Genomic DNA, 23,259 nt, shown 5'->3' with positions numbered 1-23,259 from the left:
GCGCAGCGCCCCGTACGTCTGTATCCCAGTAATTACGGGGTGCGGCCTGTTGTCGCAGGCAGTGACAAGAAACATCCGGCAACGTCTACGGTAGTAATGACGCATCCTGCTCGCCTCTCACTCGTGGAGCCCTCCCCATGCTCAGCAAGGCCGTACTGACCCAACACGAAGTCGCGCAACTGCTTGCCGCCGCCCGCGTCGAAGCCCAGGCCAACCAGTGGCCGGTAAGCATCGCCGTGGTCGATGACGGCGGCCACCCGCTGGCCCTCGAACGCCTGGACGGCTGCCCGCCGATCAGCGCCTACATCGCCCAGGAAAAAGCCCGCACCGCGGCTCTGGGGCGCAAGGACAGCAAGGTCTATGAAGACATCATCAACGGCGGGCGAACGGCCTTTCTCTCGGTGCCAGTGCTCAACGCCACCCTCGAAGGCGGCGTGCCGCTGCGGGTGGACGGTCAGGTGATCGGCGCGGTGGGTGTTTCCGGGGTCAGGTCGGAGCAGGATGCGCAGGTGGCCAAGGTGGCGATCGCCGCGTTGCTGGCGACCCTGGGCAGCTAAAACCCCCTCGATTTTTTTCGCCACGGTCGCCTGACTGGGAAAGCCTGCGCCTATCGCTATATAATTTTGTATATTACGAAAATTGTACGCGATCAGCAGGCCGCAGATGGACCAGTCAAGTTACCCGGGCGCCCCTGACCCTTCGCACCTCGAGGTCTACGAGCCGGCCAGCCCGGCACCGATCAAGCCCAACAGTACCGGGCGGCGCAACCGTGCGCGGATCCTGCGCGAGGCGGCCAGAAGCTTTGCCTGCAAGGGTTTCGCCGCCACCACCATTGGCGATGTGGCGCGCTCGAGCGGGCTGCCCAAGGCCAATATCAACTACTACTTCAGCTCCAAGCAGAACCTCTACCAGCAGGTGCTGGAGATGGTCGCCGTGCCCTACCTGCAGGCTTTCGCCCTGCTGCAGCCCGACAGCGAACCCGGCCCCGCCCTGGGCGGCATGATCCGCGCCAACCTGCGGCTGATCCGCAAGCAGCCCTGGGCGGCGAAAGTGCTGGCGGCTGAATTGCTGCACGGCGCGCGGCAGTTGCCTGGCAGCCATATCGAACATCTGCAGGGTGAGGTCGAGCGCAGCCTCGATTGCCTGCGCCAGTGGATTGCCCGTGGCCAGTTGGCGGCGCTCGACCCGCAGCACCTGCTGATCAGCCTGTGGGCAACCACCCTGGCCTACGCTAATTTCGGCTCGCAACTGATGGCCGGCGGTGTCGGCAAGATCAACGAGAGCGAGCTGGAAGCGGGCGCGCAGACCCTCACGCAACTGTTGCTGCGTGGAGTGATAAACGCCTAAAACCGGATAAATTTCCTACATCAGTCACAAAACGGTACACATCCTGCTTACTGCGAGGCGACGCATCCTATGATGCGCCTTTCGTAACGACACATAAGGAAAAGTGCCGTGTTCAAACCGTTAGCAGTCGCTGTAAGCCTGGGTTGTGCAATGTTGTCCTCCGGCGCCAGCGCCTATGAATATGGGCAATATGCCGGGCAGACCCTGGACCGTCTGATCAACGACTACCCCGGACGTTACCGCGGTACCGCCAGTTTCGAAGGTGCTACCGCCCTGATGCAAACGCAACTGGGCTTCGGCTACCAGACCCGCCGCCAGGACTTCACCTGGGCCGGCAACCGCAGTTCGCAGAACGTCATCGCCTCCGCCGCGGGCCAGAACAGCACCTACGTGGTGCTCGGCGCCCACTACGACACCTACTTCGGCCGCCCAACCCTGCAAGGCCTGGACGACAACGCCTCGGGCGCCGCCGTGCTCACCGAGATCGCCCGCAACCTGGGCGGCGTGGCCCTGGAGAACGGCCTGGAAGTGGTCGGTTTTGGTGCCGAAGAAGAAGGCCTGCGCGGTTCGCGCGCCTATGTCGCGTCATTGAGCGACAGCCAGCGCGCCAACCTGTTGGGCATGATCAACCTCGACAGCCTGATCACCGGCGACAAGATGTACGCCCACGCCGCCAGCAACAGCATCGCCAACCCGGCCCTGGGCGCCTACCGCGACCAGTTGCTGCGCATCGCCCAGGAGATGAACATCGCGCTGTTCACCAACCCCGGCCTGAACCCCGAATACCCGGCCGGCACCGGCTGCTGCAGCGACGGCGAAAGCTTCAACAGCCTCAACGTGCCGGTGCTGTTCATCGAGGCCACCAATTGGGAGCTGGGTGAACTGGACGGCTACGAGCAGACCGACAACCCGGCGATCCCCGGCGGCTCGACCTGGCACGACCCGGCTGAAGACAACCAGCAAGTGCTGACCAACGCCTTCGGCCAGCAGCGCATCGACCAGCGCCTGAGCGACTTCTCGCGGTTGCTGACACGCCTGGTGCTGGAACTGACCAACGCCGACCTGCTCGCCTCTACCGCCTCCGGCGGCGCCATGGCGCGGCAGATGGAAGACCAGTTGCAACGCCAGCACCAGGCCCTGACCCGCCTGCATGACCGCCGCTGGCTGAGCCTGCTGGACGCCACACGGGCGGTCGGCAGCTTTGATGGTGAAGTGGGTGTCGAAGGCGAAGTTTCGCCAGACAGCGGTTTCGATGCGCCGGGCAACCCCGAGTCGAAACGCGTGGGCGTTTATGGCGTTGGCGATTACCGTCTCAATGACGCCCTGACTGTCGGTGCCAGCCTGAGCTTCCAGCGCAGCCGCGACGCCCTCGACCACGGCGGGCGCATCGAAGGCGACGCCTGGCAGGCCGGGCTGTTTGCCCTGCTCAACGACGGCGGCCCGCAATGGCTGGCCGGCGAGCTGAGCGCCGGGCATACAAGCTTTGATACCAAGCGCTCGGTGTACATCCAGGCCAGCAACGGCCCGGTGCTGCTCGACCAGCGCCTGTCCGGCGACACCTCGGCGTGGTTCTGGGGCGCGCGGCTCGACGGCGGCTACGACTTCAGCTTCGGCGCCTTGAAGACCGGCCCGGTGGCGGGCCTGGACTACATGCACTATCGCATCGATGACTTCCACGAAGACCAGGCCCTGCGCACTGCCCTGGGCTACGAAAAGCAGAACTACGACGCCCTCGAAGCCAGCCTCGGCTGGCGCCTGCATGGCAGCGTCGGCCTGGGGGCGAACATGGCCCTGCAACCCTACGCCAGCGTGCGCTGGGTACGCGAACTGGCCGATGGCCGCCTGGACGAGATCGACCTCACCAGCAATGCCGACGGCCGTGTGCGGGTAGCGGACATGGGCAGCGTCGACAAGGACTTTGGTCGCGCGCAAGTGGGCGCGCAGTTGATGTTCACCGAGCAGTTGGGGGTGTTTGCCGAGGTCAACAGCCGCTTTGCCCATAGCGAAGGTAATCAGGCTGGCTACTCGCTGGGCGTGCAATGGCAGTTTTAACCCTGTAGGAGCGGGCTTGCCCCGCGATAGCGGTCTGTCAGTCATATCGCAATCGCGGGGCAAGCCCGCTCCCAAAGGAATAAAAGGATATAAAAATAACAAAACAATCTAACAATTTGGAATAAACAAATTGAAGGGCCTGCGCGGGCTCCTTATATTTTCGGGCATGCCTTGCCCTTGAATCCCAGGAGTCCGCCCATGTCGCACACGCCCCATTCCCCTCTGCGTCGCCTGCTCACCGGCGGCCTGTTTGCCGCCCTGGCGGCGCTGATCCTGCCCGCCCCGCTGGCCCATGCCGAAGCGAGCAAGACCCTGCGCATCGGCTACCAGAAGTTCAACAGCATCAACATCCTCAAAGGCAGCGGCGCCCTGGAAAAAGCCCTGGAGCCACAAGGGGTGAAAGTCAGCTGGTACGAATTCGCCGCCGGCCCGCAGTTGCTTGAAGCGCTGAGCACCGGCGCCATCGACCTTGGCCATGCCGCCGATGCACCCTCGGTATTTGCCCAGGCTGCCGGCAAGCCGGTGGTGTACCTGGCCGCCGAGCAGCCCTACCCCAAGGGCATCGGCCTGGTGGTGCGCGACCAGGACCATATCGCCAACGTCGCCGCCCTCAAGGGCCAGCGCGTGGCCACCGGTCGCGGCTGGAACGCCCAGTACCTGCTGGCCGTGGCCCTGCAGGATGCCGGCCTGAGCTACAAGGACATCACCCCGGCCTACGTCAACAATGCCGCCGACGCCGTGGCCGCACTGCAGTCCGGCAGCGTGCAGGCCGTGACCCTGTGGGACCCGTTCCTCGCCGCCGCCGAACAGCAACCGGGCCTGAAGAACCTGCGCGACGGCAGCGGGCTGTCCAACAACCGCACCTTCTACCTGTCCTCGGCGGCCTTTGCCGACGACAACCGCGCGCTGCTGAAGACCTTCTTCAGCGAACTGGCCAAGGTCAGCAACTGGGCCAACCAGAAGCCCGACGAAGTCGCTGCCCTGCTGGCACCGCAACTGGGTATCGGCGCCGATGTGCTGCAGGTGGCCAGCGAGCGGCGCAACTACAACGCCGTGGCCATTGACGCAAAAATCACCGCCGAGCAGCAGAAGCTTGCCGACACCTTCCAGGGCCTGGGCCTGATCCCCAAAGCGCTGAAGGTGGCCGATGCGGTCTACCCGGTGTCGGTCCTGCCCTGAGTACAGACCATGTCCAAGACCATCCGCTTTAACGCTTTCAGCATGAACGCCGCCACCCACCAGTCCCCCGGGCTGTGGCGCCATCCGCGCAACACCAGCGTCGATTTCAATCGCCTGGGTTACTGGACCGACCTCGCCCGCCTGCTCGAACGCGGGCTGTTCGATGCGCTGTTCATTGCCGATGTGCTGGGTATCTATGACGTCTACCAGGGCAGCGCCGACGGCGCCCTGCGCGGCGGCGTGCAGGTACCGGTCAACGACCCGCTGCTGATCGTCCCGGCCATGGCCGGGGTCACCGAACACCTGGGCTTTGGCATCACCTTTTCGCTGACCTACGAGCACCCGTACCCCTTCGCCCGGCGCATGTCCACGCTCGATCACCTGAGCGCCGGGCGGGTGGGCTGGAACATCGTCACCGGTTACCTCGACAGCGCCGCACGCAACCTCGGCCTGGCGCGGCAACTGGGCCACGACGAGCGCTACGAGCTGGCCGAGGAATACCTGCAGGTGCTGTACAAGCTCTGGGAAAAAAGCTGGGACGACGATGCCGTGGTGCAGGACCGTGCCAGCGGCCAGTTCCTCGACCCGGCCCGGGTGCACCCGATCAACCACCAGGGCGCGCACTTCCAGGTGCCCGGCATTCACCTGAGCCAGCCTTCGCCGCAGCGCACGCCGGTGCTGTTCCAGGCCGGCGCCTCGCCGCGCGGCCTGCGCTTTGCCGCCGACCATGCCGAATGCGTGTTTATCAGCGCGCCGACCCAGGCGGCGCTGAGCGGCTATGTAGAAGGCATCCGCAAGGCCACCCGCGACGCCGGCCGGCCTGAACAGGACGTGCTGATCTACGCCCAGGCGCTGCTGATCGTCGCCGACAGTCGCCAGGCGGCCGAGGCCAGGCTGCAGGAGTACCGCCAGTACGTGGACGTCGAGGCGGCGCTGACCCTGCTGTCGGGCTGGACCGGGATCGACTTCGCAGGGGTCGACCCCGACGCGTTGATCGAATACATCGACAACGACGCCGGCCGCACTGCCCTGGCGGTGTTCACCAAGGCCGACCCGAACCGGCGCTGGACCGTGCGCGAAGCGGCCGAGTTCGTCAGCCTCGGCGGCCGCGGCCCGGTGTTGCTCGGTTCAGCGTCAGAGATTGCCGATCAACTGGAAGACTGGCTCGACCACACCGGTATCGACGGTTTCAACCTCACCTATGCGGTAGTGCCCGACGACCTGCAAGCGGTGGTCGAGCAGGTGGTGCCCGAGCTGCAACGCCGTGGCCGTTATCGCACGGCATATGAAGACGGAACCTTGCGCCACAAGCTGTTCGGCCGCGGTGACCGTTTGCAAGCCGAACACAAGGGCCGGCTCGTCCAGATCTGATCCCAGGCACTATGCTCTGAACAGTCGCCCAACCGCTGGAGCCTGGTCATGCGCCTTCGCCTTGTCTTGTGCCTGTTGCTGGCCCTCAGCAGCGGCGCCAGCGCCACTGAACAGTGGCACCTGGCGCAGGATGAAGACGGCATCCAGGTGTACCTCAGCGAGGTGCCGGGTTCGCCCTACCAGCAGTTTCGCGGCGTGGCGTTGATCAAGGCCAGCGTGTCGACCTTGAGCGAGCTGCAGGAAAACCTGCGGGTTGCCTGCAAATGGCTGTACGGCTGCGCCGACATGCGCCTGCTCAAGGTCGAGGGCGACAGCACCTGGGTCTACCTGACCACCGCCCTGCCCTGGCCGGCCAGCACCCGCGACATGGTCATCCAGGTGCAGAGCGAGCGCCGCGACGACGGCAGCCTGGTACGGCGCATCAAGGCCGTGCCGGGCATGGTCAAGCATGTGCCGGGGCAGATCCGCGTGCGCCAGCTCCAGGGCCTGTGGACCTTCGTGCCCAAGGGCGAGCAACTCACCGAAGTGACCTACCAACTGCAGGCCGATCCGGCCGGCGACATTCCCTCGTGGCTGGCCAACCAGTTCGTCCTCGATGCCCCCAGCGTGTCCTTGCGCACCTTGCGCGCGGTGGCCGAGCGCCAGGGTGGCTCAGCGCCCTGAACAGCGCCCTGCATGGTTTTTGTCGTCCGCGGCTTGTTGGCGGCCCGCACCCGAGCCTTAGGCTCGAAAGGGTGTGCCATAACGACAAAAAATGGAGTTGCCATGCCCTTCCCAACCCTGCACCCACGTACCCGCCTGGCCTGCCTGATCACAGCGTGGTGCCTGAGCCAGCCCCTGCACGCCGCCCAGGCCCCGGCCAGCGCCAGCGAACCGACGCGCAGCAGCAATGCCGCTGTGCTGAGCCAACTGCCGTTTGCCGACCGCGCCGATTACCAGGCCGCTACCCGTGGCCTGGTTGCGCCGTTCACCGGCAAGATCAGCGATGCCGCCGGCAAGCCGGTATGGAGCCTTGAGGACTACAAATTTCTCGCCGCCCAAGACAGCCCCGACAGCGTCAACCCCAGCCTCTGGCGCCTGGCCCAGCTCAACGCCCATGCCGGCTTGTTCGAGGTCGCGCCACGTTTGTACCAGGTGCGCGGCCTGGACCTGGCCAACATGACGATCATCGAAGGCGACGACGGGCTGATCATCATCGACCCGCTGACCACCGCCGAAACCGCCCGCGCCGCGCTGCAGCTGTACTACCAGAACCGCCCGCAAAAACCGGTGGTGGCGGTGATCTACAGCCACAGCCACACCGACCATTTTGGCGGCGTGCGCGGGGTCATCGACGAGGCCGACGTCAAGGCCGGCAAGGTCAAGGTGTTCGCCCCCAGCGGCTTCATGGAACACGTGATGAGCGAGAACGTCTATGCCGGCAACGCCATGAGCCGGCGCGCCCAGTACCAGTTCGGCCTGTACCTGCCGCGCGGGCCCCAGGGCCAGGTCGACACCGGGATCGGCAAGGGCTTGACCACCGGTGGCACCATCACCCTGATCGAACCCACCGAGCTGATCAGCAAGCCCTACGAGACCCGCACCGTGGCCGGTATCGAACTGGAGTTCCAGCTGACCCCGGGCACCGAAGCGCCAGCGGAAATGAACCTGTACCTGCCGCAGTTCAAGGCCCTGGGCATTGCCGAAAACGCGGTGCAGACCCTGCACAACATTCTCACCCCGCGCGGCGCCCAGGTACGTGACGCCAAGGCCTGGTCGCAGTACCTGGACGCCAGCCTGAGCCGTTACGGCGACAAGACCGAGGTGCTGTTCGGCCAGCACAACTGGCCGACCTGGGGCGCAGAGCAAGTGCGTACGCTGATCGCCGACCAGCGCGACATGTATGCCTTCCTCAACGACCGTACCTTGCACTTGCTCAACCAGGGCCTGACGCCGATGGAAATCGCGCAGAACATGCAGACCCTGCCCGGGGAGCTGGCGAACAAGTGGTACGCCCGTGGCTACTACGGTTCGCTGAGCTTCAACGCGCGGGCGGTGTACCAGCGCTACATGGGTTTTTACGACGGCAACCCGGCCAACCTCAACCCGCTGCCGCCGGTCGAGAGCGCCCGGCACTATGTCCAGGCCATGGGCGGCGGCGAGGCGGTGCTGGCCAAGGTGCATGCGGCGATGGACAAGGGCGAGTACCGCTGGGCGGTGCAACTGGGCAACCAGCTGCTGTTTGCCGAGCCCGACAACGCCCAGGCGCGCAGCACTCAGGCGCAAGCGCTGGAACAGCTCGGTTACCAGAGCGAGAACGCCACCTGGCGCAACATGTACCTGACCGGTGCCATGGAACTGCGCGATGGCCCGCCGAGCCAGGCGGGCAGTTCGGTGTCGGTGGACATGGTGCGGGCGCTGACCGCGGACATGTTCTTCGACTACATGGCGGTGCGCGTCGATGTCGACAAGGCGGTGGGCCATGACCTGAACCTGAACTGGAGCTTTACCGACCCGGACCAGGCCTACAACCTGACCTTGCGCAATGGCGTGCTGACCCACCGCGCGGGCCTGAACCCCAAGGCCGATGCCAGCTTGAGCATGAACAAGGCGACCCTTGAACAGATCAGCCTCAAGCAACTGGACTTCCCGACGGCGATGCAAAAAGGCCTGATCAAGGTCGAAGGCAACGGCAAGAAAATCGCCGAACTGCTGGGCACCCTCGACAGCTTCAGCCCGCAGTTCAATATCGTTACGCCTTGAGGGCCCTCATCGCTGGCAAGCCAGCTACCACAGGTCTGAGTACACCGCACCTGTGGAAGCCGGCCTGCCGGCGATCGAGCCCGCAGGGCTCGTGTGCTACTTGGCCCAGCGACGCAATTGCGAAGGGGTGTAATCGTCAGTCCTGGCAGTAAACCCTACGCGCATCGGCGCCTTCTCTTCGTTGCTCAAGCCACCGGCGTAATAACGCCCGGAGATCAGGTCGTACGAAGTCTCCAGCACGTTGTAGGTAAAGTCGTGATCATAGTGCTGGATCGCATGCAGCTCCGAGCTGCGCCACAACTCGCCGCGGCTGTCGTACTGATCCACCTGGGCGATCTGCCAGCTGTCTTCGTCCAGATAAAACCTGCGCTTGCTGTAGATATGCCGGGCACCGGGCTTGAGCGTGGCTTCGACCACCCAGACCCGATGCTTTTCATAGCGGGTATAGGCCGGGTTGATGTGGTTGGGCTTGACCAGTTCATCAAGCCTCACGGCGCGGCTGCCCAGGCGATAGCTGTTGTAGGGAATGTACAACTCCTGCTTGCCGATCAGCTTCCAGTCAAAGCGGTCCGGCGCGCCATTGAAGCCATCGATATTGTCGGCGGTGATCAGGCCGTTGCTGTAGCGCGCGCTGTTGTCATAAGCCAGCATCGGCGCCCGTCGCACTCGCCGTTGCGCCGGCAGGTATTGCCAGGCCGCACGCGGCTCGACGACCTGGTCGAGCGGTTCGTGCACCAGCACGGTCTCGCCGGCCAGGCGCGCCGGCTCCAGCACCCGGCTCTTGAACATGAACAGCACATTGGCGTTGGGTTCAAGGCCGGTGACCGCTTGGGCAAAACTTACCAGCGACTGCGCGCGGATATAGCTGACCGCACCGTTCTCACGCACCAGGGCAATACTGCTGAAGCGCTCAAAGCTGCCACCACGCCAGCGGGTCATGTGGTTCCACATCACCTCCATGCCTTCGGTCGGCAGCAGGAATGGAATACCGCGTGTGTAGTCGTGCAGGCCGTTGCCGCCATCGGCGAGAGTGGTCTTGCTGGCGTTGCTGCGGCTGTCGGCAAGTATCGCAGCGGGCAAACGCGCACTGCGATGGGTCGGGTACACCGGCATCTGGTAGCTGCCCGGGTAGCGCTTGAACATCGTTATCTGGCCGGGGCTGAGCGCACTCTGGTACTGCCCGAGGTTTTGCGCGGTGATGGTGAACAGCGGCTTTTCACTGGCGAACGGGTCACTGTAGCCGCCGTTGCCATCGAGGCTGCCGGCGGTTTTGTCGAGGCCGCCGGTCCAGGCCGGGATGCTGCCGTCGGCATTGCCGGCGCGCTCCGAGCCCATGGGTGTGAGGGTCTTGTCCAACTGGCCGAGGTCTGTGCTCTTGGCCTGGGCCAGGGCGCTGACGCAGGTCAGGGCCAACAACAGGGGATGGATACGCATTTTTATTGTTCTCCTTAGAAATCGACCTTGAAGCTGACCGAGGCAAAATCACGGTCATCAAGGGTGCTGTAGTGGTTGGAACCGAAGAAGCTGTTGTAAGCCAGCTCCACGCTGTAATCGTTGAGGTAGTTGGCGGTAAGACTCAGGCCCAGGGCCTGCTGGCCTTCCTGGAACGGCCCGAGCGGGTCGTAGGAATAGCCCTCGACGTCATGGCGCCAGTTGACCGCCGGAATCAGGTTCAAGCCGGGCAACACATCGCTGTATTCAAGGCTGGCGCGCAGGCGATAGCCCCAGGACCAGTCGGTGGCAAAGCCCTTGTCGGTGCAGTAGCGGTTGGTCACTCCAGAGGCGACGCTGTTGCAGGTGCTGCCGTTGCGCGGCGCGCTGCGGCCAAAGGCGGCATTGCGGCCCAGGCGCTCGTCACCGAGGCCGTCGATATGCACCACGCCGACTTCACCGAACAGGCTCAGGCGGGTGGCGCCGAGCACGTTGTCGATGGCCTGGGTCGCCGAGCTGGTCAGTTGCCACACGCCTTTGCGTTCCCAGCCATCCAGGCGATCGCCAGCGCGGATGTTGAAGCCCTCGGGCAATTGCACCCACGAGTTGCCGGCCGCTCCGGAGACCACCGCGGTGGTGACATCCGGGGCGTTGAAACTCAGCGGCATGTTCGGCCGATAACTGAGCTCGGCCGCCAGCGATATGCCGCTGTTGGGCTCGACGCCGTTGATGCTCAGCCCGTACAAGCGGATGTTCTCGGGGAAGGCCGCAGCGTACGAAGGCCCCTGCCCGCCCCCGGGAAAATCCCCTGGCAGCGCGGTGTTGCGCGCATCGAGGGTCAGGTACGGCAGGCGCGAGTGGTAGTTGATGAAGTACAGCGCCGCCTCGGCATCATTGAGCGCCGGCAGCATCTGGCGCAGGGCAAAACCGAACTGGCCGTTGTCGGACGGCGACTCGTTGCCACGCGCACTGGCGTACAGGCCGCTGGCCTGCATCTGCTGGTCAGTGAGCACCTGGCCCAGGTACAGCGGCCCGCAGCCCGGCTGGATGACATCGCTGCCGGCAAAGAAGGTGCCGCAGCCATCGAGCACGCTGGGGCGCCAGTTGTACTGGTAGAAACCTTCAAGGTTGAGAGTGTCAGATACGCCGAAGCTGAACGAGAGCATCTCCACCGGCAGCTGGCCTTCCTTGATCTCGACCCCGGGGCGGTTGAAGGCGGTGATGTCCAACGGGTTGATGACGTTGATACCGTTCTGGATCAGCAGCGCCTCACCCCACGACAGCACCTGCTTGCCAAACTTGAAACTCAGCGGATGACCGGCCAGCTCGAAGTCTTTCCACAGGTAGGCGTCGAGCACTTGCAGGCCCTGGAACCTGGCCAGGTCATCCCAGCCGCTGTCGTCGAAATCCTTGAAGCGGCCGTCGCCGGTTTCATAGGCATGGTCGTACCAGTACTTCAGGCGCACAAAGGCGCCCTGGCCCTGGCCGTCGAGGCTGAAATCGGTCAGGCCCTTGAAGGTTTGCGAGATCGGGTCGCCCTTCTTGAAGTTCAGGCGGTTGTCGTCGGCACTCACGCCCGTGCCATCGGCGTTCACGCCCTGGGCCTGCAGGGCATTGGCGCGGGTCATCAGGTGGCGGTCGGGGCTCTGGGTCGACCAGCTGCTGCCCAGGCTCAAGGTGCTGCGGGTGGTGAAACTCCAGTCTTCATTGATGTCGAAACTGGCGGCCTGTGCCGGTACTGCGCAGGCCGCCAACAAGGTCAGCAGCAAAGGTGATGGGGTTGAGCTTGTTGTTGTCATTATCGAGCTCCAATAGGGATCAAGCCCGATCAAGATGCCCAAGCGCCCGCCGCCACACGCAAGCGGCGCACGACAAAAAACGATCATCAAGGCGTTGCGAAAAATGCCCCTAGGCCGGTTGCAATCCGCTCAGGCGAAACTGCTTGGGCGTGACCCCGAACTGCTTGCGAAAGGCCCGGATGAAATTGCTCGGCTGGCGGTAGCCGAGGCGTTCGGCAATTCGCTCGATGGGCTGGTCGCCCGCCGCCAGCCAGTGGCGAGCCAGGTGCAGGCTGTCTTCGCGTACCTCGGCCAGGCCCGCGCCTTGCCACTGGCGCAGCATGCCCTGGTGCAGAAAAGCATTGGCACCGGGCAACGCCAGTTCGAGCGCGCCCGGCGCCAGTTGCAGGCTCAACCATGGGCCACTGACCACCGCCACGCCCCAGCCCTGCAACCAGCGTCCTGCCGCCTGCTGCGGTAGCACGCTGACCTGAGTGAACACCTGCGCCGGCGTGCGCCCGGCGCGTCGGGCGATGTTGCGCACCAGGCTCAGTACCACGGCGTCGAGCATGTAGTGATGGGGTTGCTGCTGATAGCGGCGCAGGTGCAGGCTCGACGCCTCCAGGCTGACCAGCAGGCAGTTGGTCACCAGTGGCAGGTAGCGGATAAAACACTCAAGGCTGTCGCCGACGGTGGCGGCCGAGTCGAGCAGGATGTTCAACCCCTGCAGCGAATGGGTGGCCATGCCCGGGACCAGCTCGCACCCGAACTCATGACCGGCGCCAGCGGCCTCGCATTCGCGCAACAGCTGCTCGACCTGCGCCGCCCCTATCCGGCTTTGCCCGTGCAACTGCGCAGGCTCCATGCCGGCCCGTTGCAACAGCAGGTTCACAGGCAGCCCGCAGCCCTGGGCATGAGCGACCAGGGTGCGGGTCAAGGCGGCGCAGACATAGGGCGAAGCAAGCATGGCAGGTCACGCAAAATGATCAGGCCCTGAGTTATGCCAGCGGCTACACTATCGATCAAATGCATAAAAAGTATCCGTAGCATGCAAGAGGCGCATGATGGACCTTCGACAACTTCGCCACTTCGTGGCCCTGGCCGATTATCGCGGGTTCGTGCGCGCTGCCGATGCCGTCAACCTTAGCCAGCCGGCCTTCAGCCGCAGCATCCAGACCCTGGAACGCGATCTGGATTGCGCCCTGGTCGAGCGTGGCAGCCGTGAATTTCGCCTGACCGGCCAGGGCCAACTGGTGCTGCAACATGCCCGGCGCCTGCTGGCCAGCAGCCAGAGCCTGCACAACGAGCTGCTGCAATACAACGGCCTGGAAGGCGGCGAGCTGAGTTTCGGCAGCGGCCCCTACCCGGCCCAGTTGCTGGTGCCCGAGGCGCTGGCGCAGTTCATTCACGACCACCCGCTGGTGCGCGCGCGCTTTCACCAGGGCGACTGGGAGCAACTGGGCAGCTGGCTCAAGGAGCAGCAGATCGAGTTCCTGGTGGCCGACTCGCGCTACTTCAAGGACGACCCGCGCTACCAGGTGCAGGCGCTACGGCCACGGCGCGGGCGGTTTTTCTGCCGGGCCGGGCACCCGCTGGCCGCGCGCGCCGGGCTCACCCTCAGGGCCCTGCTCGACTACCCGATCGCCGGCACGCGCATCCCGCCGATGATCCGCAAGATCCTCGCCCGCGCCCAGGGTACCCAAGACTTTGTCACCAGCGTCGAATGTGCGCAGTTCGATGCCATTCGCCGGGTGGTGATGCGCTCGGACGCCATTGGCCTGGCCACCGCCGAAGCCCTGCACGAACGGGTCGAGGCCGGTGAGATCCAGCTGCTGAGCTTCGTCGATGTGGATGCCAACGACCCTGACCTGCAGCTGCAGTACGGCATCGTCAGCCGCGCCGGCGACAGCCTGACACCCGCGGCGCAGGCGATGATCGCGGCTATCCTCAGTGTCGATCAACAATTGCTGGTGAGCCGCTCATGAAGCCCGTGCCGCCCAATGCCTTCTACGCCCCGACCCTGCTGCCAGCCATCGAGGAACTGCAGCAACGCGGGGTGAGCCAAACGCTGATCGAGGCAGTGTTTCGCCGTAGCCTGTTCGAGTTGCGCACGCCGTTCCTGCGCGTGCCGTTGCTGCTGTCGCGGCGCTTCTGGACCCTGGCCCTGAGCGAAAGCCACGACCCCTTTATCGGCCTGGCCGCCGGCCGGCGTTTTGTTTCCACCGCCACCAACGGCCTGACCTACCTGTTCGATGTCGCCGCCTCGCTGGACAGCGCCTGCGCCTACTTTGTCGAGTACTTTCCGTTTTTCAACGGCCATTTCCGTGCCCGCATCGAGCGTAAAAATGGCCAGGTCAGCCTGCGCCTGCAGGACTGCGGCAGCCTCAAGGCCACAGCACCGATCACCGATTACATGCTCACCAGCCTGTGCAGCCTGCTGCGCCGCAAACTGCTGGCCAGCGGCCTGGAGCAGGACCCGATCATCGCCATCGAGCTGGCCCACCCGGCGCCGGCCGACACCCGCGTGCATCCGCACGCCTGGCGCACGGCGGTGAGCTGGGGCCACGCCGAACATGGCATCGGCCTTGACCCAGGGGTGTTCGAACAGGCGCTGACGCCGGGCAACCAGGCACTGGAACAGTTGCTGGTGGAGCTGCTGCAACAAACCCAGCGCAACAGCCAGCCGACCCTGCTGGAACTGGCCAGCGACCACCTGGCCGTGAGCCTTGCCGACAGCGAGCGCTGGCCGACATTCTGCAGCCACCAGCACCTGCTCGAACGCACCGCGGCCCGGCGCCTGAAAGCACTGGGCTGGAGTTATACCGAGCTATTGGACGAATACCGCCGCTACCGCGCCGAAGACCTGCTGCACGGCAGTGAGCTTGAGTTGGTGCAGATCGCCGACCAGCTCGGCTACAGCGACGTGCAGAGTTTTCACCGCGCCTGCCTGCGCTGGTTCGCCTGCGCGCCCGGGGCCTATCGCGGGCGCTGAGGGTTTCAGAGCACTTCGAACAAGCCGGCGGCGCCCATGCCGCCGCCCACGCACATGCTCACCACCACGTACTTGACGCCACGGCGCCGGCCTTCGAGCAAGGCATGGCCGACCATGCGTGCGCCACTCATGCCGTAGGGGTGGCCGATGGCGATGGCGCCACCATTGACGTTGAGCCGCGCCGGGTCGATGCCCAGGGTCTGTGCGCAATACAGCACCTGGCAGGCGAAGGCTTCGTTGATTTCCCACAGGCCGATGTCATCGACGCGCAAACCGTGCTGACGCAGCAACTTGGGGATCGCCAGCACCGGGCCGATGCCCATCTCCTCGGGGGCCAGGCCGGCCACGGCGATGCCGCGATACAGGCCCAGCGGCCTGACCCCGCTACGCGCCGCCAGCGTCCCGCTCATCAACACGCTGGCACTGGCACCGTCAGACAACTGGCTGGCGTTGCCGGCGGTGATGCAGCCGCCTTCGCGCACCGGCGTCAGGTTTTGCAGGCCCGCCAAAGTGGTTTGCGGGCGGTTGCCTTCATCCTGGGTCAGCTGCACGTCCTGGTAGCTGATCGCCCCGCTGAGCTTGTCGACGACTTTCTTGCGCACGCTGACCGGCACGACCTCATCGGCAAACAGCCCCGCTGCCTGGGCTGCTGCCGTGCGCTGCTGGGATTGCAGGCTATAGGCATCCTGGGCTTCGCGGCTGATGCCGTAGCGCTTGGCGACGAGCTCGGCAGTGAGCAGCATGGGCATGTAGGCATGCTCGGCCATGCGCACTACGCTTGCGTCCTGCTCGGCCGCTGCGGCCTGCATATGGGCGTTCTGCACCAGGCTGATCTGCTCCTGGCCGGCGCCGATCACCACCTGCATGCCGTCGACCATGATCTCTTTGGCGGCAATCGAAATCGCCATCAGCCCCGAGGCGCACTGGCGGTCGATGGTCTGGCCGCTGACCGACAGCGGCAAGCCCGCCGCCAGCACCGACAGGCGCGCCAGGTTGGTCGCAGCGGTGCCGCTTTGCATGGCGGTGCCTAGCACCAGGTCGTCGATCTCGCCGGGCTCGATGGCGGCGCGTTCGACCGCCGCGCGAATGGCCACGGCACTCATCGACGGCGCCTTGAAGTCATTGAAGGCGCCGCGAAAGGCCTTGGCTATCGGCGTGCGCGCGGTTGAGACAATTACGGCGTCTTGCATGGCGATGTACTCCAGTCAGTCACAACGCAAACGGCCCAATGCCGCCCGCAGGGGTTCAGGGATGGTTAGCGGACGGTTGCTGGCGCGCTCGACAAATACGTGAACAAAGCGCCCCACTGCACTGGCCTGCTGCTGCCCGGCCTTGAAGATGCCCAGGCGGTAGTGCACCGAGCTGTTGCCCAGCTTGCTCACCGCCAGGCCGACCTCGATGCGCTCGGGAAAGGCGATCGAGGCGAAGTAGTCGCAGCTGGAATTGACCACCAAGGCAATCACTTCACCCTGGTGGATATCCAGCCCGCCGTGCTCGATCAGGTAGCTGTTCACCGCGCTGTCGAAAAAGCTGTAGTAAACGACGTTGTTGACGTGGCCATAGACGTCGTTGTCGTGCCAGCGCGTGGTGATCGGCTGGAAGTGACGAAAGGCCTCGCGCCCGGGCTGCTCCATCAGAACGCCTCCCGATAAATCGCCAGGGCATCGGCTTCACTGACCTCGCGCGGGTTGTTGACCAGCAGGCGTTGCTGTTGCATGGCATCGCGGGCCAGCTGTTCGAGACTGCCCTCAGGCACACCGGCATCGCGCAAACGGCTCGGCAGGCCGCAGCGCGGGCTCAGTTCCGCCAGCTCATCGATCAACTGCGCGGTGAGGCTGTGCACATCGCCGGCGCGCAGGCGCTCACTCAGCAGCAGCGGCGCCAGCTCGGCATACAGGGGCGCCGCCGCTTCAGCGTTGAAGCGCAGCACATGGGGCAGCACCAGGGCGTTGGACAGCCCGTGGGGGATATGAAAATGCCCGCCCAGCGGATAGGCCAGCGCATGCACCGCCGCCACCGGCGCGTTGGCAAACGCCTGACCGGCCAGGCACGCGCCCAGCAACATGGCCTGGCGCGCCTCGCGGTTGCTGGCGTTGTGCACCGCCTGGTCAAGATTGCCCGCCAGCAACTTCAACGCCTCGCGGGCCAGCAGGTTGGACAACGGGTTGCGCTTGAGCTTGCTGGTGTAGGCTTCGATGGCATGAACCATGGCGTCGATGCCGGTCGCAGCGGTAACGGCTGGCGGCAGGCCGAGGGTCAGGTCGGCGTCGAGCAGCGCAAGATCGGGCAGCAACAGGTTGGAGACCACGCCCATCTTGCTGTGCTCGCCAGTGGTGACGATGGCAATCGGGGTGACTTCCGAACCGGTGCCGGCGGTGGTCGGTACCTGGATCAACGGCAAGCGCCGGCCACGGGCCTGGTCGACGCCATAGATATCGCTGAGCAGTTGCTGGCATTGCGGGTGCGCCAGCAGCGCCACCAGCTTGGCGACGTCCATGGAACTGCCGCCGCCAAAGCCGACGATCAGGTCGGCGTGCATCGCCCGCGCCTGCAACACCACCTCCAGCACACAGGCTTGCGGCGGGTCGGCCTGCACCTGGTCGAACACCTCTACGGCCAGGCCGTGCTGGGCAAAAGCGGGCAACAGTGGCTCGAGCAAACCCAGGCGGGCAATGCCCGGGTCGGTGACGATCAACACCGCCCGCGCCCCCCGCTCGCGGCACAGGCTGGCCAGGCGCAAGGCGGCGCCGGCTTCGCAGAGGATCTGCGCGGTGGTAGCAAAACTGAATGAGTGCATGCGGCGTCCCTCGTTGTTGTTGTGATGCTCGCAGGTAAATCAGAAAGCGAAATCGGCCTCCGGCAGGCTCATCAGGCAACCAGCACCGGCCAGCAAGGCTTCGCGATGGGCGCCAGCACGGGGCAAAACTCTGCGCAGGTAAAAGTCCGCCGCCTGCAGCTTGGCCTGGTAGAACGCCGCCTCGCTGCTGCCGGCCGCCAGGGCCGCGCTGGCGCGCTCTGCCGCTTGCAGCCACAAGGCCGCCAACAACACATAGGCCGAGTAGGCGAGAAAATCCACCGACACCGCGCCGATCTCTTCCGGGTCGTGGCGGCAGGCCTGCAACACCGACTCGCCCAGCGCCCGCCACTGCTGCAGGCACTGCCCTACCCGCTCGGCCATCTGCGCCTGACGGGTAGCCTGGTTTACCTGCGTTGCCAGCTCATCGATCAGCGCATTGAGCTCACTGCCGCCATCGCCAAGCAGCTTGCGCCGAACCAGGTCCAGGGCCTGGATGCCGTTGGTGCCCTCGTACAGCTGGGTGATGCGGCTGTCGCGCATCAACTGCTCCATGCCCCACTCGCGGATAAAGCCATGCCCGCCGTAGAGCTGCACGCCGAGGCTGGCGACTTCCTGGCCGCAGTCGGTGAAGAAGGCTTTGACGATCGGGATCAGCAAGGCGGCGCGGCGTTTTGCAGCGCTGCAATGGTGTTCAAGATCGAGCTGGCGCGCGGTGTAGGCGGCGAGCATGCGACAGCCTTCGCTGAGGGTCTTCTGGGTCAGCAGCATGCGCCGCACATCGGGGTGGACGATGATCGGGTCGGCGGCTTTGTTCGGCGCCTTGGCGCCGCTGATGGCCCGCGACTGCAAGCGCTCGCGGGCATACACCAGCCCCCCCTGAAACGCCGCCTCGGCAATGCCCAGGCCCTGCAGGCCGACCTGAAAGCGTGCGTCGTTCATCATGGTGAACATGCAGGCCAGGCCCTGGTTGGCCTCGCCCACCAGCCAGCCGCTGGCGCCGTCGAAGTTCATCACACAGGTGGAAGCGCCCTTGATGCCCATCTTGTGTTCCAGCGCGCCGCAACTCAAAGCGTTGCGCGCGCCGAGGGTGCCGTCGGCGTTGACCAGCCGCTTGGGCACCAGGAACAGGCTGATGCCCTTGACCCCGGGCGGCGCATCGGGCAAACGCGCCAGCACCAGGTGGATGATGTTGGCGCTCAGGTCCTGCTCGCCGCCGCTGATGAAAATCTTGCTGCCACTGAGCTGGTAGCTGCCGTCGGCCTGGGGCATGGCGCGGGTACGCAACAGGGCCAGGTCGGTGCCGGCCTGGGGCTCGGTAAGGCACATAGTGCCGGTCCATTCGCCGCTGACCAGTTGCGCCAGGTAGCGTTGCTTGAGCGCGGCGCTGCCATGGCGATCCAGCGCCAGCACCGTGCCTTCGGTGAGCCCGGAGTAGATGCGAAACGACAGCGACGCGGCCATCAGCATCTCGTGAAAACTGGCCGAAACCATCTGCGGAAAACCCTGGCCGCCGAAATCCAGCGGCCCGGTCATGCTCGCCCAGCCCTGCTCGACGTAGCGTTTGTAGGCCTGGCGAAAGCCATCGGGCGTGGTCACCTGACCGTCGTGCAAACGACACCCCTGCTCGTCACTGTTGCGGTTCAGCGGTGCGACCACTTCGGCGGCAAAACGGGCGCCCTCTTCGAGCACGCCATCGATGGTTTCGCGGTCCAGGCCGTTGCCCAGTTGCTGGCAATGGCCGCTGACATCGAACAGCTCGTGCAGCACGAACCGCATATCGCGCAGCGGTGCCTGATAGCTCATGCCCGGCCCTCCTGGACAACAGCAAAGTCTTTGCCGGCGGCAACCAAGCGGGCAATCAGCGGCGCTGGCCGCCAGTGTTCACCCAGCATGCGCTGCAGGCGCTCCAGACGTTCCTGGATCGAGGCCAGGCCCTGGCTGTCAGCCCAGCGCATCGGCCCGCCAACCGCGGCCGGGAAGCCGTAGCCATTGAGGTAAACCCGATCGATGTCGTGGCTGTTGGCGGCAATGTTCTCTTCGAGGATCTTCGCCCCTTCGTTGACCAGCGCCAGCAGGCTGCGCTCGACGATTTCCGGGGCGCTGATCAGCCGGCAGCGATAGCCCAGGTCGGCAGAAACACGCTCGATCAGGGCATCGACCTCTGGGTCGTGCTCGGCCTCGCGGCTGCCCTCGGCGTACTGGTAGTAACCACGACCGGCCTTCTGGCCGAAGCGGCCGAGCTCGCACAGGGCGTTATCGACCTGCACCAGCGGGCTGTCCATGCCCTGCCCGGCCAATTGGCGCGCGCGCCATTCAAGGTCGACACCCACCACGTCGTACATGCGAAACGGGCCCATGGCAAAACCGAACGCCTGCAAGGCGCCATCGACCTGGTGGGGCAGCGCGCCTTCGAGGAGCATCTTGCGCGCCTCGTCGGCGTAGGTTTTAAGCATGCGGTTGCCGATAAAGCCGCGGCAGTTGCCGGCCACCACGGCGATCTTGCCCAGGCGCTGGCCCAGGGCTTTTGCCTGTTCGAGCACGGCCGCCGAGGTGTGCTGGCCGCGAACGATTTCCAGCAGTTTCATGATGTGCGCGGGGCTGAAAAAGTGCAGGCCCAGTACCTGTTGCGGGCGCTGGGTGACGGCGGCAATGGCGTCGATATCCAGCGCCGAGGTGTTGCTGGCGAGGATCGCGCCGGGCTTGAGGGTGCGGTCCAGGGTGCGGAAGATTTCCTGCTTGAGCTCGAGGTTCTCGTGCACCGCCTCGATCACCAGGTCGACATCGGCCAGCGCTGCGTAGTCGTCCACCGGCCGAATGCGCGCCAGGTTCTGTTCGGCCTGCGCCTGGCTGATACGGCCCTTGACCACCTGATGGGCCCAGGTGTCGGCAGCCATCTTCAGGCCGGCGCTGACCATCTGCGCGCTGGCATCGAGCCACAACACCGGAATGCCGGCACTGGCCAGGCTGATGACAATCCCCCGGCCCATGGTCCCCGCCCCTATCACTGCGGCCTGCTGCACATCGAAGTCGTTGCTCACACCGGCACCCCTAAGTCGAAAAGAAGGATTGCCGACACCCTAAGCAGCTGCCTACTATTTGAGAAATTTCATTTTCATATGTGTGATATTTGCAATATGAATATATCTACCTTCGACCTCAACCTGCTGCGCATCCTCGACGTGCTGCTGCGCGAGCAGAATGTCTCACGCGCCGCCGAGCGCCTGGCCCTCAGCCAGCCGACGGTGAGCAATGCCCTGGCGCGCCTGCGCGAACTGCTCGACGACCCGCTGCTGGTGCGCATCGGCCGGCGCATGCAACCGACGCCCAAGGCCCTGGCCCTGGAAGGCCCGATCCGCTCGGCGCTGCAGCAGATCGAGCAAACGCTGAATGTCGGTGAAAGCTTCGACCCGCACCTGAGCCGGCAGACCTTTCGCATTGCCATGACCGACTTCGTCGAACAGCTGTGCATGCCCGGCCTGCTGCGCCGCCTGCAGGAGCGCGCGCCGAACCTGCGCCTGGACATCGCCCCGCTGGCGCCAAGCCTGCCGGTGGATGCCCTCGACCGTGGCCAGCTGGACCTGGTGCTGGGGCGCTTCGACGAGATTCCGGCGCGCTTTGCCCGTCATCACTGGCGCAACGAGACCTTGCAGATTGCCCTGCGCCAGGATCATCCGCTGGTGAACGGCGCACTGGATCTGGACACCTTCCTGCGCCTGCGCCACCTCTGGGTGCATGGCGGGCAGACTCGCGGCATGGTCGATCAATGGCTGGGGGAACAAGGCCTGGCGCGGCAGATCGTCTACACCACGCCCAACTACCTGCAGGCGGCGCACCTGGTGGCGGCGTCGGACTTGTGCGTGGTGCTGCCGACGCAACTGGCACGTCACTTCGCCACGCTGCTGCCGTTGCAGCTGCATGACTTGCCGTTTGCGCTGGAGGCGTTCGAGCTTGAGCTGGTACACCTGGCCCAGCGCGGGCAGGACCGGGCGCTGGGCTGGTTGGTGGGGGAGATTTTGCGGGTAACTTGAGGGCCAAATCGCGGGTCAAGTCGGGTCGCCGCACCGCCGCTCCCACAGGAGGTTTGTATAACCTGTGGGAGCGGGCTTGACCCGCGATCGGGTGCTTCAGGACAGCGCTTTTTTCGCCGCCCGCACGTGCAATACCGCGCCCATCAGGGCCACGACAATCGCCGCCGCACCGGTGGAGAACACCAGCACCTGGTAGTCCGGGACAAAGGCCATGGTTACCAGGCAGCCGATGATGAACACGATCACCAGGTAGGTCAGCCACGGGAACAGCCACATTTTCAGGCGGATCGGCTTGCCCTCGGCTTCGAGCTTGCGGCGCATCTTCAGTTGCGAGAAGGCGATCACCAGGTACACCAGCAAGGCGATCATGCCGGTGGTGTTCATCAGCACGTCGAGCACATCTTTCGGGCGCAGGGTTTCGCTGAAGTTGATCAGGGCCACGAACACCGCCACCGAGCACGAGCCGATGATCGAGAACACCGGCACGCCGGTACCGGCACGGGTGATCTTGAAGAACGACGGTGCATCACCACGGGTCGACAGCGAGAACAGCATGCGCGAGGCGGTGTAGTGCGCCGAGATCAGGCAGCTGCTTACCGAAGTCAGCACCACGAAGTTCATCACAAATTCCGCACCCGGAATACCCAGCAGCTCCAGGGTACGACGGTACGAGCCGTAGCCCGAGGTGCCCATCAGCGGGTCGTTCCACGGCACCAGGGCGACGATCAGGAAGATCGAGCCGACGTAGAACAGGCACACCCGCCAGACCACCGAGTTGGTCGCCTTGACGATCTGCTCGGACGGGTTCTTCGACTCGGCGGCAGCAATGGTGACGATTTCGGCGCCGAGGAAGGCGAACATCACCCCGAGCATGGCCACCACCACCGCCTCCATGCCGTTGGGCATGAAGCCTTGGGCGGTGAGGTTGCTCAGGCCGTGGACTTCACCGGTGGGCCACAGGTTGACTACCGCCAACCCGCAGACCACCAGGAAACAGATGATCGCCACCACCTTTATCAAGGCGAACCAGAACTCGAACTCGCCGTAGTGCTTGACGTTGAAGAAGTTGACGCTGATCAGCACCAGGGTGGTGGCCAGGACGAACACGTTGACGCTGATCGACGGGAACCAGCCGTGCAGAATCTTGCCGGCGACGTAGGCTTCCCAGGCCATCAAAATCACCCAGAACCACCAGTACAACCAGCCGATGGTAAAGCCCGCCCAGCGGCCGATGGCGCGCTCGGCGTAGGTGGAGAACGAGCCGGTGTCGGGCGATGAAGTCGCCATTTCACCGAGCATGCGCATGATCAGCACCACCAGGATGCCGCCGGCCAGGTAGGCCAGGATGGCCGCGGGGCCGGCGCTGTGAATCACACTGCCGGAGCCGACGAACAATGCCCCGCCGATAACCCCGGCGATCGACATCATGGTCAGGTGGCGAGACTTGAGCGAAGCGCTGAGCTTGCTCTCGTGCTCCACCTTCGCTGTGGAAGTGGATGTGGATGTTGCGTCCATCAGTAGCTACCTCGTGTTCTTTTTATG

The 23,259-nt window shown here is 64.9% G+C and carries 19 protein-coding genes; 10 read left to right on the top strand and 9 right to left on the bottom strand.

Features of this window, described 5'->3' with window-relative positions; all coding sequences use genetic code 11:
• Positions 1-137 precede the first annotated feature (137 nt).
• The 7 genes from BLR26_RS13395 (at position 138) to BLR26_RS13365 (ending at position 8,691) form a co-directional block, all read left to right on the top strand.
• On the top strand, positions 138-557 hold the full coding sequence (locus tag BLR26_RS13395; protein ID WP_093381264.1) for a heme-binding protein: 420 nt from the start codon (positions 138-140) through the stop codon (positions 555-557).
• Positions 558-663: 106 nt separating this feature from the next.
• Positions 664-1,347: a TetR/AcrR family transcriptional regulator gene (locus BLR26_RS13390; protein ID WP_093381261.1), complete on the top strand. Its 684-nt coding sequence runs from the start codon at positions 664-666 to the stop codon at positions 1,345-1,347.
• Positions 1,348-1,455: 108 nt separating this feature from the next.
• Positions 1,456-3,399, top strand: a complete 1,944-nt coding sequence (locus BLR26_RS13385) for an autotransporter outer membrane beta-barrel domain-containing protein (RefSeq protein WP_093381258.1) — start codon at positions 1,456-1,458, stop codon at positions 3,397-3,399.
• A gap of 198 nt (positions 3,400-3,597) precedes the next feature.
• Complete coding sequence (locus BLR26_RS13380; protein WP_045194328.1) at positions 3,598-4,578, top strand: aliphatic sulfonate ABC transporter substrate-binding protein; 981 nt, start codon at positions 3,598-3,600, stop codon at positions 4,576-4,578.
• A gap of 9 nt (positions 4,579-4,587) precedes the next feature.
• On the top strand, positions 4,588-5,949 hold the full coding sequence (locus tag BLR26_RS13375) for an LLM class flavin-dependent oxidoreductase (protein ID WP_093381255.1): 1,362 nt from the start codon (positions 4,588-4,590) through the stop codon (positions 5,947-5,949).
• A gap of 48 nt (positions 5,950-5,997) precedes the next feature.
• Positions 5,998-6,612 carry an START domain-containing protein gene (locus BLR26_RS13370; RefSeq protein ID WP_045194331.1) on the top strand — a complete coding sequence of 205 codons (615 nt, stop codon included), beginning with the start codon at positions 5,998-6,000 and terminating at the stop codon, positions 6,610-6,612.
• A gap of 102 nt (positions 6,613-6,714) precedes the next feature.
• On the top strand, positions 6,715-8,691 hold the full coding sequence (locus BLR26_RS13365) for an alkyl/aryl-sulfatase (protein WP_093381252.1): 1,977 nt from the start codon (positions 6,715-6,717) through the stop codon (positions 8,689-8,691).
• Between the two features lie 96 nt (positions 8,692-8,787).
• On the opposite strand, the gene BLR26_RS13360 is transcribed toward BLR26_RS13365, so the two are convergent.
• The 3 genes from BLR26_RS13360 to BLR26_RS13350 form a co-directional block, all read right to left on the bottom strand.
• Positions 8,788-10,125 (bottom strand): DUF1329 domain-containing protein, encoded by a 1,338-nt coding sequence (locus BLR26_RS13360; RefSeq protein WP_093381249.1) that lies wholly within the window; start codon positions 10,123-10,125, stop codon positions 8,788-8,790.
• A gap of 14 nt (positions 10,126-10,139) precedes the next feature.
• Entirely contained in the window at positions 10,140-11,921 is a 1,782-nt protein-coding gene (locus BLR26_RS13355) for a DUF1302 domain-containing protein (protein ID WP_093381246.1), read from the bottom strand.
• Positions 11,922-12,030: 109 nt separating this feature from the next.
• Positions 12,031-12,867, bottom strand: a complete 837-nt coding sequence (locus tag BLR26_RS13350; protein ID WP_093381243.1) for an AraC family transcriptional regulator — start codon at positions 12,865-12,867, stop codon at positions 12,031-12,033.
• Positions 12,868-12,964: 97 nt separating this feature from the next.
• Here BLR26_RS13350 and BLR26_RS13345 point away from each other — a divergent pair, with 97 nt between their 5' ends.
• The gene (locus tag BLR26_RS13345; RefSeq protein WP_045195674.1) at positions 12,965-13,885 is read left to right on the top strand and encodes a LysR family transcriptional regulator; all 921 of its coding nucleotides are present in this window, start codon (positions 12,965-12,967) and stop codon (positions 13,883-13,885) included.
• The gene (locus BLR26_RS13340) at positions 13,882-14,892 is read left to right on the top strand and encodes an AraC family transcriptional regulator (RefSeq protein WP_045194343.1); all 1,011 of its coding nucleotides are present in this window, start codon (positions 13,882-13,884) and stop codon (positions 14,890-14,892) included. The genes BLR26_RS13345 and BLR26_RS13340 overlap by 4 nt, the downstream gene beginning before the upstream one ends.
• 5 nt (positions 14,893-14,897) lie before the next feature.
• Here the strand turns inward: BLR26_RS13340 and BLR26_RS13335 are convergent, their stop codons facing one another.
• The 5 genes from BLR26_RS13335 to BLR26_RS13315 are packed head-to-tail and all read right to left on the bottom strand — an operon-like array spanning position 14,898 to position 20,727.
• On the bottom strand, positions 14,898-16,082 hold the full coding sequence (locus BLR26_RS13335; protein WP_093381239.1) for an acetyl-CoA C-acyltransferase: 1,185 nt from the start codon (positions 16,080-16,082) through the stop codon (positions 14,898-14,900).
• Positions 16,083-16,097: 15 nt separating this feature from the next.
• Positions 16,098-16,526, bottom strand: a complete 429-nt coding sequence (locus BLR26_RS13330) for an acyl-CoA thioesterase (RefSeq protein ID WP_093381235.1) — start codon at positions 16,524-16,526, stop codon at positions 16,098-16,100.
• A complete protein-coding gene (locus tag BLR26_RS13325; protein WP_093381232.1) occupies positions 16,526-17,689 on the bottom strand; it encodes an iron-containing alcohol dehydrogenase in 1,164 nt (387 codons plus the stop codon). The genes BLR26_RS13330 and BLR26_RS13325 overlap by 1 nt, the downstream gene beginning before the upstream one ends.
• A 39-nt stretch (positions 17,690-17,728) precedes the next feature.
• Entirely contained in the window at positions 17,729-19,492 is a 1,764-nt protein-coding gene (locus BLR26_RS13320; protein WP_045194351.1) for an acyl-CoA dehydrogenase C-terminal domain-containing protein, read from the bottom strand.
• Positions 19,489-20,727 (bottom strand): 3-hydroxyacyl-CoA dehydrogenase, encoded by a 1,239-nt coding sequence (locus tag BLR26_RS13315; protein ID WP_093381228.1) that lies wholly within the window; start codon positions 20,725-20,727, stop codon positions 19,489-19,491. Before BLR26_RS13315 ends, BLR26_RS13320 begins: the two co-directional genes overlap by 4 nt.
• A gap of 96 nt (positions 20,728-20,823) precedes the next feature.
• On the opposite strand from BLR26_RS13315, the gene BLR26_RS13310 reads away from it, so the two are divergent.
• Complete coding sequence (locus tag BLR26_RS13310) at positions 20,824-21,717, top strand: LysR family transcriptional regulator (protein WP_371128644.1); 894 nt, start codon at positions 20,824-20,826, stop codon at positions 21,715-21,717.
• 96 nt (positions 21,718-21,813) lie between these two features.
• On the opposite strand, the gene BLR26_RS13305 is transcribed toward BLR26_RS13310, so the two are convergent.
• Positions 21,814-23,232: an amino acid permease gene (locus tag BLR26_RS13305; protein WP_045194356.1), complete on the bottom strand. Its 1,419-nt coding sequence runs from the start codon at positions 23,230-23,232 to the stop codon at positions 21,814-21,816.
• Between the last annotated feature and the right edge of the window lie 27 nt (positions 23,233-23,259).

Source organism: Pseudomonas sp. UC 17F4 (assembly GCF_900101695.1).
Taxonomy (GTDB): Bacteria; Pseudomonadota; Gammaproteobacteria; order Pseudomonadales; family Pseudomonadaceae; genus Aquipseudomonas.
The sequence above is the reverse complement of the archived record's forward strand: the minus strand, read 5'-3'. Positions and strand labels throughout refer to the sequence as shown.